This window comes from Pseudomonas sp. KnCO4 (assembly GCF_045344305.1).
GTDB lineage: Bacteria > Pseudomonadota > Gammaproteobacteria > Pseudomonadales > Pseudomonadaceae > Aquipseudomonas > Aquipseudomonas anuradhapurensis.
The window spans coordinates 3485936-3501821 of sequence record NZ_CP174199.1 but is presented as its reverse complement, the minus strand read 5'-3'; the positions used below and the strand labels follow the sequence as shown (position 1 = coordinate 3501821).

Annotated in this window: 9 protein-coding genes; 4 read left to right on the top strand and 5 right to left on the bottom strand. The window is 66.0% G+C overall.

The genetic code is table 11. The features are described 5' to 3' along the window. Positions 1 to 88 precede the first annotated feature (88 nt). From ACJA3S_RS16480 to ACJA3S_RS16465, 4 genes are read right to left on the bottom strand one after another with little or no spacing between them, the layout of a single operon-like run. Positions 89 to 2041, bottom strand: a complete 1953-nt coding sequence (locus ACJA3S_RS16480) for an acetyl/propionyl/methylcrotonyl-CoA carboxylase subunit alpha (protein ID WP_406819301.1) — start codon at positions 2039 to 2041, stop codon at positions 89 to 91. Further along, the gene (locus ACJA3S_RS16475) at positions 2038 to 2853 is read right to left on the bottom strand and encodes a gamma-carboxygeranoyl-CoA hydratase (RefSeq protein ID WP_406819300.1); all 816 of its coding nucleotides are present in this window, start codon (positions 2851 to 2853) and stop codon (positions 2038 to 2040) included. Before ACJA3S_RS16475 ends, ACJA3S_RS16480 begins: the two co-directional genes overlap by 4 nt. Before the next feature lie 3 nt (positions 2854 to 2856). Further along, complete coding sequence (locus tag ACJA3S_RS16470; protein WP_406819299.1) at positions 2857 to 4464, bottom strand: carboxyl transferase domain-containing protein; 1608 nt, start codon at positions 4462 to 4464, stop codon at positions 2857 to 2859. Positions 4465 to 4483: 19 nt separating this feature from the next. Continuing rightward, a complete protein-coding gene (locus ACJA3S_RS16465) occupies positions 4484 to 5647 on the bottom strand; it encodes an isovaleryl-CoA dehydrogenase (protein WP_406819298.1) in 1164 nt (387 codons plus the stop codon). Positions 5648 to 5969: 322 nt separating this feature from the next. Here ACJA3S_RS16465 and ACJA3S_RS16460 point away from each other — a divergent pair, with 322 nt between their 5' ends. Then, positions 5970 to 7652 (top strand): AMP-binding protein, encoded by a 1683-nt coding sequence (locus ACJA3S_RS16460; RefSeq protein ID WP_406819297.1) that lies wholly within the window; start codon positions 5970 to 5972, stop codon positions 7650 to 7652. A gap of 140 nt (positions 7653 to 7792) precedes the next feature. Here ACJA3S_RS16460 and ACJA3S_RS16455 read toward each other — a convergent pair whose 3' ends face one another. Next, positions 7793 to 7954, bottom strand: coding sequence for a hypothetical protein (locus tag ACJA3S_RS16455; RefSeq protein WP_003251307.1), 162 nt, complete (start codon positions 7952 to 7954; stop codon positions 7793 to 7795). Positions 7955 to 8095: 141 nt separating this feature from the next. Between ACJA3S_RS16455 and ACJA3S_RS16450 the strand changes: the two genes are divergently transcribed. The 3 genes from ACJA3S_RS16450 (at position 8096) to glgB (ending at position 15796) form a co-directional block, all read left to right on the top strand. Continuing rightward, positions 8096 to 10114 carry an alpha-1,4-glucan--maltose-1-phosphate maltosyltransferase gene (locus tag ACJA3S_RS16450; protein ID WP_406819296.1) on the top strand — a complete coding sequence of 673 codons (2019 nt, stop codon included), beginning with the start codon at positions 8096 to 8098 and terminating at the stop codon, positions 10112 to 10114. 154 nt (positions 10115 to 10268) lie between these two features. After that, on the top strand, positions 10269 to 13589 hold the full coding sequence (gene treS / locus ACJA3S_RS16445; RefSeq protein WP_406819295.1) for a maltose alpha-D-glucosyltransferase: 3321 nt from the start codon (positions 10269 to 10271) through the stop codon (positions 13587 to 13589). After that, positions 13586 to 15796 carry a 1,4-alpha-glucan branching protein GlgB gene (glgB, locus tag ACJA3S_RS16440; protein ID WP_406819294.1) on the top strand — a complete coding sequence of 737 codons (2211 nt, stop codon included), beginning with the start codon at positions 13586 to 13588 and terminating at the stop codon, positions 15794 to 15796. The genes treS and glgB overlap by 4 nt, the downstream gene beginning before the upstream one ends. The last annotated feature ends 90 nt before the right edge of the window (positions 15797 to 15886 follow it).

Sequence of the window (15886 nt, the reverse complement as noted above, 5' to 3'; positions counted from 1 at the left end):
TGGTTGTTGTGGTGCGTTGCAGATCGAGCGCCGCCCGCGCGGCGCTCGATCTCACAGGCCCCACAAAACTCAAGCCAAACAGCTCCGGTCACTCCGCCAATTCGACCAGCACCGTTCCTTCGCTGACCATGTCGCCTTCCTGGCAGAACAACGCCTGCACCGTGCCGCCATGCGGCGCGCGGATGCTGTGCTCCATCTTCATCGCCTCCAGCACCACCAGCGCCGTCCCCGCTTCCACCAGCTGCCCTGGCTCGACCAGCACCCGCACGATGCTGCCATTCATCGGCGCACCCAAACCACCCTGATGGCTGTGGCTGGCCTCGGCCTCGGCGATCGGGTCGAAGGCTTCCACCGCATGCATCTCGCCGTCCCACTGCAGGTACAACGTGCCACCACGGCGGAGCGCCAGATGCTGGCGGCGTACACCTGCATGGTCATGCACCAGGTGCTCGCCCAGCAGTTGCCAGGCGGACGCGGCGCTGCGTTCCAGGGCAACCGCCTGATCCTGCCCGTTACTGGCCAGATGCAGGCTGCTGCGTGCCGGCAGGCCCAGGCGCAGGCCAGTGCGCTCGGCCCACGGCGAACCGCGGTCGTCATCCCGCTGCTGCCCGGCCTGGCCTTGCAACCAAGCCTCGGCCGCAGCTTCCCAGAAACCGGCTGGCAACGCCTGGGGCGCGGGCAGCAGCATGGCCTGGTGACGCGGAATGAAGCCGGTGTCCAGCTCGGCCGCGGCAAATGCCGGGTGGGCGAGAATGCGCCGCAGGAAGGCAATGTTGGTCTTCAGCCCGCCAATGGCAAATTCATCGAGCATGGCCAGCAAGCGCAGGCGTGCCTGCTCGCGGTCTTCGCCCCAGGCGATCAGCTTGCCCAGCATCGGGTCGTAGAATGGCGATACCGCATCGCCCTCGCTGACGCCACTGTCCACCCGCCGGCCTTCGCCAGGCGCCGACTCACGGTACAGCGCCAGCGTGCCAGTGGCGGGCAGGAATTCGTTGGCCGGGTCCTCGGCATACAGGCGCACTTCGATGGCATGGCCGATCAGCGGCACCTGTTCCTGGGTGATTGGCAGGGGCTCGCCGCAGGCCACGCGGATCTGCCAGGCCACCAGGTCGAGGCCGGTGATGGCCTCGGTAACCGGGTGCTCCACCTGCAGGCGGGTGTTCATCTCCATGAAGAAGAACTCGCCACGGGCGTCGAGCAGGAACTCGACGGTGCCAGCACCGACATAGCCGATCGCCTGGGCGGCGCGGACCGCCGCCTCGCCCATGGCCCGGCGCAGTTCAGGCGACAGGCCAGGCGCAGGGGCTTCTTCAACCACCTTCTGGTGGCGGCGCTGGATCGAGCAGTCCCGCTCATTCAGGTACAGGCAGTTGCCGTGCTGGTCGGCGAACACCTGGATTTCCACGTGGCGCGGCTTGAGCACGTACTTTTCCACCAGCATGCGCGCGTCGCCGAACGATGATTGCGCCTCGCGCTGGGCCGAGGCCAGGGCGTCGGCCAGCTGGCTTTCCTCCTCGACCACTTTCATGCCCTTGCCACCACCGCCGGCACTGGCCTTGAGCAGCACCGGGTAGCCGATGCGTTCGGCGGCGGCGCGGAAGGTGTCGAGGTCCTGGGCTTCGCCGTGGTAACCCGGCACCAGCGGCACGCCAGCGGCTTCCATCAGTGCCTTGGCCGCCGACTTGCTGCCCATCGCATCGATGGCGCTGGCCGGTGGGCCGAGGAAGATCAGCCCGGCCTGTTCGATGGCACGGGCAAAGCCGGCGTTCTCCGACAGGAAGCCATAGCCGGGGTGGATGGCCTGGGCGCCGCTGGCCTTGGCGGCGGCGAGAATCTTGTCGACCACCAGGTAGCTGTCGGCCGCCTTGCTGCCGCCGAGGTCGACGCGGATATCGGCTTCGCGGCTGTGCCGGGCATCACGGTCGGTGGCGCTGTGCACGGCGACGGTGGTCAGGCCCATGGCCTTGGCGGTGCGCATCACCCGGCAGGCGATTTCGCCACGGTTGGCGACCAGCAGGGTGGTCAAAGCGGGGCGGCTCATGGGCGCGGCTCCTTGGTGTCATCGGTTTGCCAGGCGGGGCGGCGTTTTTCCAGGAAGGCGCGCAGGCCCTCCTGGCCTTCGGCGCTGACGCGGATGCGGGCAATAGTGTTTTCGCAGTAGCGGCGCAGGGCCGGGCTGAGTTCACCGGCGTCCACTTCGCGCAGCAGGTCCTTGGTGGCGCGCAGCGCCTGCGGGCTGTTCTGCAGCAGGTTGGCGACCCAGGCTTCGACCTGGGCGTCCAGCTCGCTGGCCGGGTACACCTCGGCCAGCAGGCCCAGTTCGCGGGCTCGCACACCACTGAAGCGTTCGGCGGTGAGGGCGTAGCGGCGGGCGGCGCGCTCACCGATGGCCTTGACCACGAACGGGCTGATCACTGCCGGGGCCAGGCCGATACGCACTTCCGACAGGCACAGCTGGGCGTCCTCGGCACCGATGGCCATGTCGCAGCAGCTGATCAGGCCCAGTGCGCCGCCAAAGGCGGCGCCTTGGACCACCGCCAGGGTCGGCGTCTTCAGGCGGTGCAGGGCGTACATCAGCTCGCCCAGCTCGCGGGCATCGTCCAGGTTGGTGTTGAAGTCCAGTTGCGCCGATTGCTGCATCCAGGCCAGGTCGGCGCCGGCGCTGAAGTGCCGGCCACGGCCGCGCAGCAGCACAAAGCGCAGGCTGGCGTCCTCGGCCAGCTGGTCGAGGGCGACGATCAGCTCGCGGATCATCAAGGCGTTGAAGGCGTTGTTCTTGTCCTCGCGGCTCAGCCACAGGGTGGCGAAACCGCGCGGGTCGCGGATCACTTCGAGGGTGCTGAAATCGCTCATGGGTCACATCCGGAAAATGCCGAAGCGGCTCGGTTCGATCGCTGCGTTCAGCGCGGCCGACAAGGCCAGGCCGAGCACGTCGCGGGTCTGGGCCGGGTCGATGACGCCGTCGTCCCACAGCCGGGCGCTGGAGTAGTAGGGGTGGCCCTGGTGCTCGTACTGGTCGAGGATCGGTTGCTTGAGCCGGGCTTCGTCTTCGGCGCTGAACGGCTGGCCACTGCGCTCGCTCTGCTCGCGCTTGACCTGGGCCAGCACGCCGGCGGCCTGCTCGGCGCCCATCACGCCAATCCGCGCGTTGGGCCACATCCACAGGAAGCGCGGGTCGTAGGCGCGGCCGCACATGCCGTAGTTGCCGGCACCGAAGCTGCCGCCAATGATCACCGTGAACTTCGGCACCTGGGCGCAGGCTACAGCGGTGACCAGCTTGGCGCCGTGCTTGGCGATGCCGCCTTCTTCGTACTTCTTGCCGACCATGAAGCCGGTGATGTTCTGCAGGAACAGCAGCGGGATGCCGCGCTGGCAGGCCAGTTCGATGAAGTGCGCGCCTTTCTGCGCGGCTTCGGCGAAAAGGATGCCGTTGTTGGCCAGGATCGCCACCGGGTAGCCGTGCAAGTGGGCGAAGCCGCACACCAGGGTGGTGCCGAACAGCGCCTTGAATTCATCGAACTGCGAGCCGTCGACCAGCCGGGCGATCACCTCCCGCACGTCGAACGGCTGCTTGGCATCGGCCGGCACCACGCCATACAGCTCCTCGGCGGCATACAGCGGTGCCACTGGGGCCTGGTGCTGCAACTGGCCCAGCTTGCGCCAGTTGAGGTTGGCCACGCTGCGCCGGGCCAGGGCCAGGGCGTGCTCGTCGTTGTCGGCATAGTGGTCGGCCACGCCGCTGGTGCGGCAGTGCACATCGGCGCCGCCGAGGTCTTCGGCGCTCACCACTTCACCGGTGGCGGCCTTCACCAGGGGCGGGCCGGCAAGGAAGATGGTGGCCTGCTGGCGCACCATGATCGCTTCGTCGGCCATGGCTGGCACGTAGGCACCGCCGGCCGTGCACGAGCCCATGACCACGGCGATCTGCGGGATGCCCAGGGCACTCATGTTGGCCTGGTTGAAGAAAATCCGCCCGAAATGCTCACGGTCGGGGAACACTTCGTCCTGGCGTGGCAGGTTGGCGCCGCCGGAGTCCACCAGGTAGATGCACGGCAGGCGGTTCTGCAGGGCGATGGTCTGCGCGCGCAGGTGTTTCTTTACCGTCAGTGGGTAGTAGGAACCGCCTTTGACCGTGGCGTCGTTGGCCACGATCATGCATTCCACGCCCTCGACGCGGCCGATGCCGGCGATCACGCCGGCAGCCGGTACGTCTTCGCCATACACCTCATGGGCGGCCAGCTGGCCGATCTCGAGGAACGGCGAGCCGGGGTCCAGCAGGCGGTCGATGCGCTCGCGCGGCAGCAGCTTGCCGCGGGAGGTGTGGCGTTCCTGGGCCTTGGGCCCGCCGCCCTGGGCCACCTGGGCGAGCAGGCCACGCAGGGCCTGGACCTGTTCGAGCATGGCCGCGCGGTTGCCGGCGAACTCCGCCGAGCGCGGGTTGATCTGGGTGTGCAAGGTAGCCATGTGCGCCCGTCCCTTGTGCTCAGCGGGTTTCGTTGAACAGTTCGCGGCCGATCAGCATCCGGCGGATTTCGCTGGTGCCGGCACCGATCTCGTACAGCTTGGCGTCGCGCAGCAGGCGGCCTGCCGGGAATTCGTTGATGTAGCCGTTGCCGCCCAGAATCTGGATCGCCTCCAGGGCCATCTGCGTGGCGCGCTCGGCGGTGTAGAGGATGACCCCGGCCGCGTCCTTGCGGGTGGTCTCGCCACGGTCGCAGGCCTGGGCCACGGCGTACAGGTAGGCGCGGCTGGCGTTGAGCTGGGTATACATGTCGGCAATCTTGCCCTGGATCAGCTGGAACTCGCCGATGCTCTGGCCGAACTGCTTGCGGTCATGGATGTACGGCACCACCAGGTCCATGCAGCTTTGCATGATCCCGGTCGGCCCGCCCGACAGCACCACGCGCTCGTAGTCCAGGCCGCTCATCAGCACGCGCACGCCGCCGTTGAGCTGGCCGAGGATGTTTTCTTCCGGCACTTCGACGCCGTCGAAGAACAGCTCGCAGGTGTTGGAGCCGCGCATGCCCAGCTTGTCGAACTTGTTGCTGCGGCTGAAGCCTTTCCAGTCACGCTCGACGATGAATGCGGTGATGCCGTGTGCGCCCTTGTCCAGGTCGGTCTTGGCGTAGATCACATAGGTGTTGGCGTCGGGGCCGTTGGTGATCCAGGTCTTGCTGCCGTTGAGCACGTAGTGGTCGCCGCGCTTTTCCGCGCGCAGCTTCATCGACACCACGTCGGAGCCGGCGTTGGGCTCGCTCATGGCCAGGGCGCCGATGTGCTCGCCGCTGATCAGCTTGGGCAGGTACTTAAGCTTCTGTTCGTGGCTGCCATTGCGGTTGATCTGGTTGACGCAGAGGTTGGAGTGGGCGCCGTAGGACAGTGCCACCGAGGCCGAGCCACGGCTGATTTCTTCCATCGACACCACGTGGGCCAGGTAGCCCAGGCCGGCACCGCCGTATTCTTCCGGCACGGTGATGCCCAGCAGGCCCATGTCACCGAACTTGCGCCACATGTCGGCGGGGAACAGGTTGTCGTGGTCGATTTGCGCGGCGCGTGGCGCCAGTTCGGCGGCGACGAAGGTGCGGACCTGGTCGCGGAGCATGTCGATGGTTTCGCCCAGGGCGAAGTTCAGGGAGGGGTAATGCATGCTGGGGCACCTTGTTGTTCTTGAAATATGGGTAACACCGTAGCTCAAGGATCTGGCGTCGAACCCTGTGGGAGCGGGCGTGCCCGCGAATGCGTCAGCAGGACCACCGTCATTGCCTGAGTGATCGCATTCGCGGGCACGCCCGCTCCCACAGGGCTCGACGTCAAGCCTGGGGCCGGTGTTGTTCATCACCTTTACGTTAACGTAAACCTGCGCAGGGTGACTGTCAATCGACTCGTCACCTTTACGTAAACGTAAATCTGCGCCAGAGTATTCCCGCTTGCTTCAGCCGTGCCCAGAACAACCACAAGAAGGGACACCCATGAGTCAACCAAGCTATACCCGCGGTCGCCAGGACCAACCGTTGCTGACCCTGACCATCGGCCAGGCGTTCGATGCCACCGTAGCCCGCTGTGCCGATGGCGAAGCCCTGGTCTCGCGCCACCAGGGCCTGCGCTACAGCTGGCGGCAGCTGGCCGAACAGGTCGAAGTGCATGCCCGTGCACTGATGGCGCTGGGGGTAGATACCGGCGACCGCGTCGGCATCTGGTCGCCCAACTGTGCCCAGTGGTGCATCCTGCAACTGGCCAGTGCCAAGGTCGGCGCGATTCTGGTCAACATCAACCCGGCCTACCGCGTGGGCGAGCTTGAATATGTACTGCGCCAGTCCGGCTGCCGCTGGCTGGTGTGTGCCGATGCCTTCAAGACTTCCGATTACCACGCCATGGTCCAGCAACTGGTGCCCGAGTTGGCGGGCGCCATACCGGGTCAACTGGCCAGTGCACGGCTGCCGGATTTGCGTGGTGTGATCAGCCTCGCGGGCAACCCACCGTCAGGCTTCCTGCCCTGGCATGCGCTGGCAGAGCGGGCAGGGCAGACCTCTCGCGAAGCTTGCGTTGCACGCCAGCAAAGCCTGCAGTTCGACCAGCCGGTGAACATCCAGTACACCTCCGGCACCACCGGCGCACCCAAGGGTGCCACGCTCAGCCACTACAACATCCTCAACAACGGTTTCATGGTCGGCGCAAGCCTGGGCCTGAGCGAACGCGACCGCATGGTGATCCCGGTGCCGCTTTACCACTGCTTCGGCATGGTCATGGCCAACCTCGGCTGCATCACCCACGGCAGCACCATGGTCTACCCCAACGACGCCTTCGACGCCGAGCTCACCCTGCGCGCCGTGGCCGAGGAGCGTGCCAGCATCCTCTATGGCGTGCCGACCATGTTCATCGCCATGCTCGACCACCCGTTGCGGGCACACGTGGACCTGTCCACCTTGCGCAGCGGCATCATGGCCGGCGCCACCTGCCCGATCGAGGTGATGCGCCGGGTCATCGACCAACTGCACATGGCCGAAGTGCAGATTGCCTACGGCATGACCGAGACCAGCCCGGTATCGCTGCAAACCGGCCCGGACGACGACCTGGAGCTGCGTGTGACCAGCGTTGGCCGTACCCAGCCGCAACTGGAGAACAAGGTCGTGGACGCCGACGGCTGCATCGTCCCGCGCGGGCAGATCGGCGAGCTGTGCACCCGGGGCTACAGCGTGATGCTCGGCTACTGGGACAACCCGCAGGCCACGGCGGAGGCCATCGACCCGGCCGGCTGGATGCATTCGGGCGACCTGGCGGTGATGGACGAGCAGGGCTATGTGCGCATCGTCGGGCGCAACAAGGACATGATCATTCGCGGTGGCGAGAACATCTACCCGCGTGAGCTGGAGGAGTTCTTCTACACCCACCCGGCGGTGGCCGATGCGCAGGTGATCGGCATCCCATGCAGCCGCTACGGCGAGGAGATTGTCGCCTGGATCAAGCTGCATCCGGGGCACAGCGCCACGGTCGAGGAGTTGCAGGCGTGGTGCAAGGCGCGCATCGCGCATTTCAAGGTGCCGCGGCATATCCGTTTCGTCGACGAGTTCCCGATGACGGTGACCGGCAAGGTGCAGAAGTTCCGCATGCGCGAGATCAGTGTGGCGGAGATTTCGGCGGTTACTGCTGGTTGATGGGTTGGCTGTTCCGGCCTCTTCGCGGGCACGCCCGCTCCCACAGGTATTTCACAGAGCCCCAGGGCAGTGAAATACCTGTGGGAGCGGGCGTGCCCGCGAAGAGGCCGGCCCTGTCAGCACAAAATCCTGGTCTACCCTTAAGCCTTCACCGGTGGCTCCTGGCTCGGTGGGTCACCCACCGTCGGCGGCACGGTCGGCTTGATCGGCAGCTCGTCCGGGTCCTCTTCCGGCACGGGCGGCGGCAGGCTCGGGTCGTCGATGTTGGGGTCGGGTGTTTCCGGTGGGATGGGAATGTTCATGGCCTGACCTCGCGTGGGTAATTGAAGAGGTGCTGCAGGCTTCGACCCCTGGCAGCTGCCGTTCGCTCAATTTTTTTGAACCCCCGCGCCTGCGCATGGCTCTGAACCCTTACTGCCACCAGCCCAAGGGAGCAAGGCCTGATGTCTCTGAAAGAGCCCTTCGAAAGCGTGCCCATGGCCAATGACCATCCGGACCAGGTCATCAGCCTGTCCCAGGCCCTGCTGGCGCCGCGCATTGTCATCGAGGACACCCAGCCGGTGCTCGAAGGCGGCGCATTCGCAGCCAAGGCCATCAGCAACCAGCCGGTTGCGGTCAGCAGCAAGGTATTCAGCGACGGCCACGACCGCATGGCGGTGATGCTGAACTGGCGCCAGGCCGGCAGCCGGCGCATTCATTGCGTGCCGATGACCGCGGCGGGCAACGACCTGTGGCTGGCCGAGTTCATCCCCACCGAAATCGGCCCGCACCTGTTCAGTATCGAGGCCTGGATCGACCCCTTTGCCACCTACTGCCACGACCTGGAAAAAAAATACCAGGCCGGCGTCGACATCAGCCTCGAACTCGAAGAAGGGCGCCTGCTGCTGGGCAAGGGCATCGAGCTGAGCGGCGGTGCCTTGCGCGACCAACTGCAGGCACTTGCCGAGCGCCTGCCCACCCTCGATGAAGACGAGCAGGTGGCCGTGTTCCTCGGCGCCGAGGCCAGCCGGCTGATGGCCGAGGCCGAGCACCGCAGCTACCTGACCCGCAGCATCGAGTACCCGTTGGATGTGGACCGCCCGGCCGCGCAGTTCGCCAGTTGGTATGAGCTGTTCCCGCGTTCCTGCACTGACAGCCCCGAGCGCCACGGCACCTTCAACGACGTGCATCAGCGCTTGCCGATGATCCGCGACATGGGCTTCGATGTGCTGTATTTCCCGCCCATCCACCCGATCGGCAGCAAGCACCGCAAGGGCCGCAACAATTCCCTGCAGGCCCAGCCCGGCGACCCCGGCAGCCCGTATGCCATCGGCAGTCCGGAGGGCGGCCACGACGCCATTCACCCGCAGCTGGGCAGCCGTGAGGACTTTCGCCGGCTGGTCTCGGCAGCCGCCCAGCACGGCCTGGAAATCGCCCTGGACTTCGCCATCCAGTGTTCCCAGGACCACCCGTGGCTGCAGCAACACCCTGGCTGGTTCAGCTGGCGCCCGGATGGCAGCATCCGCTACGCCGAGAACCCGCCGAAGAAGTACCAGGACATCGTCAACGTCGACTTCTATGCTCCTGACGCGGTGCCAGGCCTGTGGCTGGCCTTGCGCGACGTGATCATCGGCTGGGTCGAGGAGGGGGTGAAGACCTTCCGCGTCGATAACCCGCACACCAAGCCACTGCCGTTCTGGCAATGGCTGATCGCCAATGTGCGCAGCCACTACCCGGACGTGATCTTCCTCGCCGAGGCGTTCACCAAGCCGGCGATGATGGCGCGCCTGGGCAAGGTCGGCTACGCGCAGAGCTACACCTATTTCACCTGGCGCAATACCAAGCAAGAGCTGCGCGAGTACTTCGAACAGCTCAACCAGCCGCCCTGGAGCCAGTGCTACCGGCCGAACTTCTTCGTCAACACGCCGGACATCAACCCGTTCTTCCTGCAGCATTCCGGGCGCGCCGGCTTCCTCATCCGGGCCGCCCTGGCGACCATGGGCTCGGGCTTGTGGGGCATGTATTCGGGCTTCGAGCTGTGCGAGGCGGCCGCCTTGCCAGGCAAGGAGGAGTACCTGGACTCGGAGAAGTACGAGATTCGCCCGCGCGATTACACCCAGCCGGGCAACATCATCGCCGAGATCGCCCAGCTCAACCGCATTCGCCGGCAGAACCCGGCGCTGCAAACCCACCTGGGCGTGGCGTTCTTCAACTGCTGGAACGACAACATCCTGTACTTCGCCAAGCGCACGCGCGAGCGCGACAACTACATCCTGATCGCCATCAGCCTCGATCCGCACAATGCGCAGGAGGCGCACTTCGAATTGCCGCTGTGGGAGCTGGGGCTGGATGACAACGCCGAGACCCATGGCGAGGACCTGATGAACGGCCACCGCTGGTCCTGGTATGGCAAGACCCAGTTCATGCGTATCGAGCCCTGGCACCTGCCATTCGGGATCTGGCGTATCGAAAAGCTGCGGTAAACCTGTGGGAGCGGGCGCGCCCGCGAACACCGGCAAAGCCGGTGCCATGCACTGCGGCGCCTGATTCGCCGGCCCGCCCGCTCTCACCGGGACTGTGTAAAGTCAGTTGCTTGTGCATGGGGCCAGAGCAACCTGTAATTGAAAGGAGTCGCACATGGCCAAGCGTTCCCGCCCGGCAGCCTTCATCGACGACCCGCTGTGGTACAAGGACGCCGTCATCTACCAGTTGCACGTCAAGTCGTTCTTCGATTCGAACAACGACGGCATCGGCGACTTCGCCGGCCTGATCAGCAAGCTCGACTACATCGCCGAGCTGGGCGTCAACACCTTGTGGCTGCTGCCGTTCTACCCCTCGCCACGCCGTGACGATGGCTACGACATCGCCGAATACAAGGCCGTGCATGCCGACTACGGCAACCTTGCCGACGCCCGCCGCTTCATCGCCGAGGCGCACAAGCGCGGCCTGCGGGTGATCACCGAGCTGGTCATCAACCACACCAGCGACCAGCACCCCTGGTTCCAGCGCGCCCGCCACGCCAAGCGCGGCAGCAAGGCGCGGGACTTCTACGTGTGGTCGGACGACGACCAGAAATACGACGGCACGCGCATCATCTTCCTCGACACCGAGAAGTCCAACTGGACCTGGGACCCGGTCGCCGGCCAGTATTTCTGGCACCGCTTCTATTCGCACCAGCCAGACCTCAACTTCGACAACCCGCAGGTGCTCAAGGCGGTGATCGGCGTCATGCGCTTCTGGCTCGACCTGGGTGTCGATGGCCTGCGCCTGGACGCCATCCCCTACCTGATCGAGCGCGACGGCACCAACAACGAGAACCTCGCCGAAACCCACACCGTGCTCAAGGCGATCCGCGCCGAGATCGATGCCAACTACCCGGACCGCATGCTGCTGGCCGAAGCCAACCAGTGGCCGGAAGACACCCGCCCGTACTTCGGTGAAGGCGAGGGCGACGAATGCCACATGGCCTTCCACTTCCCGCTGATGCCGCGCATGTACATGGCGCTGGCCATGGAAGACCGCTTCCCGATCACCGACATCCTGCGCCAGACCCCGGAGATCCCGGCCAATTGCCAGTGGGCGATCTTTTTGCGCAACCACGATGAGCTGACCCTGGAAATGGTCACCGACCGCGAGCGCGACTACCTGTGGAACTACTACGCCGAAGACCGCCGCGCGCGCATCAACCTGGGCATCCGCCGGCGCCTGGCGCCGTTGTTGCAGCGTGACCGCCGGCGTATCGAGCTGCTGACCAGCCTGCTGCTGTCGATGCCCGGCACGCCCACGCTGTACTACGGCGACGAGCTGGGCATGGGCGACAACATCTACCTCGGCGACCGCGATGGCGTGCGTACCCCCATGCAATGGTCGCCGGACCGCAATGGCGGCTTCTCCCGCGCCGACCCGCAGCGGCTGGTGCTGCCGCCGATCATGGACCCGCTGTACGGCTACCAGACGGTCAACGTCGAGGCCCAGGCCAACGACCCGCACTCGCTGCTCAACTGGACCCGGCGCATGCTGGCGGTGCGCAAGCAGCAGAAGGCCTTTGGCCGTGGCAGCCTGCGCACGCTGACGCCGAACAACCGGCGCATCCTCGCCTATATCCGCGAATACACCGATGCCGACGGCAATACCGAGGTCATCCTGTGCGTGGCCAACGTCTCGCGTGCCGCGCAGGCGGCCGAACTGGAATTGTCACAGTACGCCGGCAAGGTACCGGTGGAGATGCTCGGCGGCAGTGCCTTCCCGCCGATCGGGCAATTGCCGTTCCTGCTGACCTTGCCACCCTATGCCTTCTACTGGTTCCTGCTGGCCGAACACGATCGCATGCCCAGCTGGCACATCCAGCCCACCGAGGGGTTACCCGAATTGACTACGTTGGTATTGCGCAAGCGCATGGAAGAACTGCTCGAAGCCCCCTCCAGCGACACCCTGCAAGGCGCCATCCTGCCGCACTATCTACCCAAGCGCCGCTGGTTCGCCGGCAAGGAAGGCCCGATCGACCAGGTGCGCCTGTGCTACGGCGTGCGCTTCGGCACTACCACCACGCCGGTGCTGCTCAGCGAGATCGAAGTGCTCAGTGGCGGCGTGGCCACGCGCTACCAGCTGCCGTTCGGCCTGCTGCCGGAAGAGCAGATCAGCACTGCGTTGCCGCAGCAGTTGGCCCTGTCGCGGGTGCGCCGGGCCCATCAAGTTGGCCTGATCACCGACGCCTTTGTCCTCGAACCGTTCATCCGCGCTGTACTGCGTGCCTGTCACGACGGCCTGCGCCTGCCTTGCGGCCGCGGCGAGGGCGAACTGCAGTTCGCCAGCACCGACCAGCTGGCCGGCCTTGAGCTCAACGATGACAGCAGCGTGCGCTACCTCAGTGCCGAGCAATCCAACAGTTCGGTGGTAATCGGCGACAAGGTGGTGCTCAAGCTGATCCGCCGGGTCAACCCGGGTGTGCACCCGGAGCTGGAAATGAGTGCCTACCTGACCGCTGCCGGCTTTGCCAATATCTCGCCGTTGCTGGCCTGGGTCAGCCGCGTGGACGAGCAGGGCGCGCCACACCTGCTGATGATCGCCCAGGGTTACCTGAGCAACCAGGGCGATGCCTGGGCCTGGACCCAGAACACCCTGGAACGGGCCATCCGCGACCAGATGGAACCAGCCAGCCTCGACACCGAGGTGCACACCGACGCGCTCGCCGAGCTGACCGGCTTTGCCGCCTTGCTTGGCCAGCGCCTGGGCGAGATGCACCTGCTGCTGGCTGCGCCGAGCAACGACGAGGCGTTCCAGCCGCGGCCGAGCGATGCTGCCGACAGCGAGCGCTGGAGTGCGCAGATCAGTGCCGAACTGAGCCGCGCCCTCGACCTGCTGGTGCAGCACCGTGAGCACCTCGACAGCGACAGCCAGGCATTGGTCGACGACTTGCAGCAACAGCGCGACGGCCTGGCCCAGCACATCGCCGAACTCACCCGCCAGGCCCAGGGCGGCCTGCTGATGCGCGTGCACGGCGACCTGCACCTGGGCCAGGTGCTGGTGGTGCAGGGCGATGCCTACCTGATCGATTTCGAAGGCGAGCCGGCCCGGCCGCTAGAGGAACGGCGGGCGAAACACAGCCCGTACAAGGACGTCAGCGGCGTGCTGCGATCGTTCGACTATGCTGCTGCGATGATCCTGCGCAGCGCCTCTGCCGTGGACCTTTCCGACCCGGCGCGGCAGGCCCGGCAGCGGGTTGCCAGGCAGTACCTGCACCAGTCGCGGCATGCCTTTGTCGAAGCCTACGGCCTCGCCACCGCAGCCATGCCCCATGCCTGGCAGCAGGCCGAAGGCGAACGTGCCGCACTGGAGCTGTTCTGCCTGGAAAAAGCTGCCTACGAAATCACATACGAAGCCGAAAACCGTCCAAGTTGGCTGGCCGTGCCTTTGCATGGCCTGCATGGACTGATCAGTACCTGGGGAGAGTCAGCATGAACCTAACAACGCGTGAAAACGGCGGCCTTCGGCAACGGGACCTCGACGCCCTGGCCCGCGCCGAGCACGCCGACCCATTTGCAGTACTCGGCCCCCATGGCGACGGCAGTGGTGGGCAGGTGGTCCGCGCCTTCCTGCCCAATGCCCTGAAAGTGCGCATCCTGGCCCGGCATGACGGGCGCATCCTGGCCGAAATGGAGCAGGGCAGCTTGCCAGGCTTGTTCACCGCGCACCTCGACCAGGCGCACCCGTACTTGCTGCAGATCGCCTGGGCCGGCGGCGAGCAGATCACCGAAGACCCCTACAGCTTCGGCCCGCAACTGGGCGACATGGACCTGTACCTGTTCGCCGAGGGCAACCACCGCGACCTGTCCGGGCGTTTCGGCGCGCAGCCGACGCAGGTCGACGGTGTCGACGGTGTGTGCTTCTCGGTGTGGGCGCCGAATGCGCGGCGGGTCTCGGTGGTGGGCGACTTCAACAACTGGGACGGCCGTCGCCACCCGATGCGCCTGCGCCACAGCGCCGGGGTGTGGGAGCTGTTCGTGCCGCGCCTGGGCGTGGGCGAAACCTACAAGTACGAGGTGCTGGGCAAGGACGGCATCCTGCCGCTGAAGGCCGACCCGCTGGCGCGTGCCACCGAGCTGCCACCGAGTACCGCCTCCAAGGTGGCGGGGCCGCTCGCTCACGCCTGGCAGGATCACGACTGGATGGCGCAACGCGCCCAGCGCCATGCCTACAGTGCACCGCTGTCGATCTACGAACTGCACCCGGGGTCGTGGCGCTGCGAACTGGACGAGGCGGGTGACATCGGGCGCTTCTACAACTGGCGCGAACTGGCCGAGCGCCTGGTGCCCTATGTGCAGGAGCTGGGCTTCACCCACATCGAGTTGCTGCCGATCATGGAGCACCCGTTCGGTGGGTCTTGGGGCTACCAGCCGCTGTCGCTGTTCGCGCCTACCTCGCGCTACGGCAGCGCCGAGGACTTCGCCGCCTTTGTCGATGCCTGCCACCAGGGTGGCATCGGCGTCCTGCTCGACTGGGTGCCGGCGCATTTCCCCACCGACGAACACGGCCTGGCACGTTTCGACGGCACCGCCCTGTACGAATACGACAACCCGCTGGAAGGCTACCACCAGGACTGGAACACGCTGATCTACAACCTCGGCCGCAACGAAGTGCGCGGTTTCATGATGGCCTCGGCGCTGCACTGGCTGAAGCACTTCCACATCGACGGCCTGCGGGTCGATGCGGTGGCCTCGATGCTGTATCGCGACTATTCGCGCAAGGCTGGCGAGTGGGTCCCCAACCGCCATGGCGGGCGCGAGAACCTGGAAGCCATCGACTTCATCCGCCACCTCAACGGTGTGGCAGCCCACGAGGCACCGGGGGCGCTGATCATCGCCGAGGAGTCCACCGCCTGGCCCGGTGTCAGCCAGCCAACCCAGCAGGGTGGCCTGGGCTTTGCCTACAAGTGGAACATGGGCTGGATGCACGACACCCTGCATTACATCCAGAACGACCCGGTGCACCGCACCTACCACCACAACGAGATGAGCTTCGGGCTGATCTATGCCTATTCCGAGCACTTCATCCTGCCCATCTCCCACGACGAAGTGGTCCACGGCAAGCACTCGCTGATCGACAAGATGCCCGGCGACCGCTGGCAGAAGTTCGCCAACCTGCGTGCCTACCTCACCTTCATGTGGGCGCACCCGGGCAAGAAGCTGCTGTTCATGGGCTGCGAGTTCGGCCAATGGCGCGAGTGGGACCACGACAGCGAACTGGACTGGTACCTGCTGCAATACCCTGAGCACCAGGGGGTGCAGCGCCTGGTCAGCGACCTCAACCGGCTGTACCGGGATATTCCGGCGTTGCATGAGCAGGATTGTCAGCCACAGGGCTTCCAGTGGCTGATCGGTGACGATGCGCAGAACAGCGTGTACGCCTGGCTGCGCTGGAGCAGCAGCGGCGAGCCGGTGCTGGTGGTGGCCAACTTCACTCCGGTGCCGCGTGAGGGCTACCGCATCGGCGTGCCGTTTGGCGAGCGCTGGCAGGAACTGCTGAACAGTGATGCCGAACTGTATGCCGGGTCGAATGTCGGCAACCTCGGTGCGGTGGCAAGCGAAGCGCTGCCGAGCCATGGGCAACCGCTGTCGCTGGCCCTGAACCTGCCGCCGCTTGGGGTATTGATGATGAAACCGGCCTGATCTTCTGCCTCTTCGCGGGCATGCCCGCTCCCACAGGTACGGCGCCAGCCTCTGGCCCGGGTGCTATCCCTGTGGGAGCGGGCGTGCCCG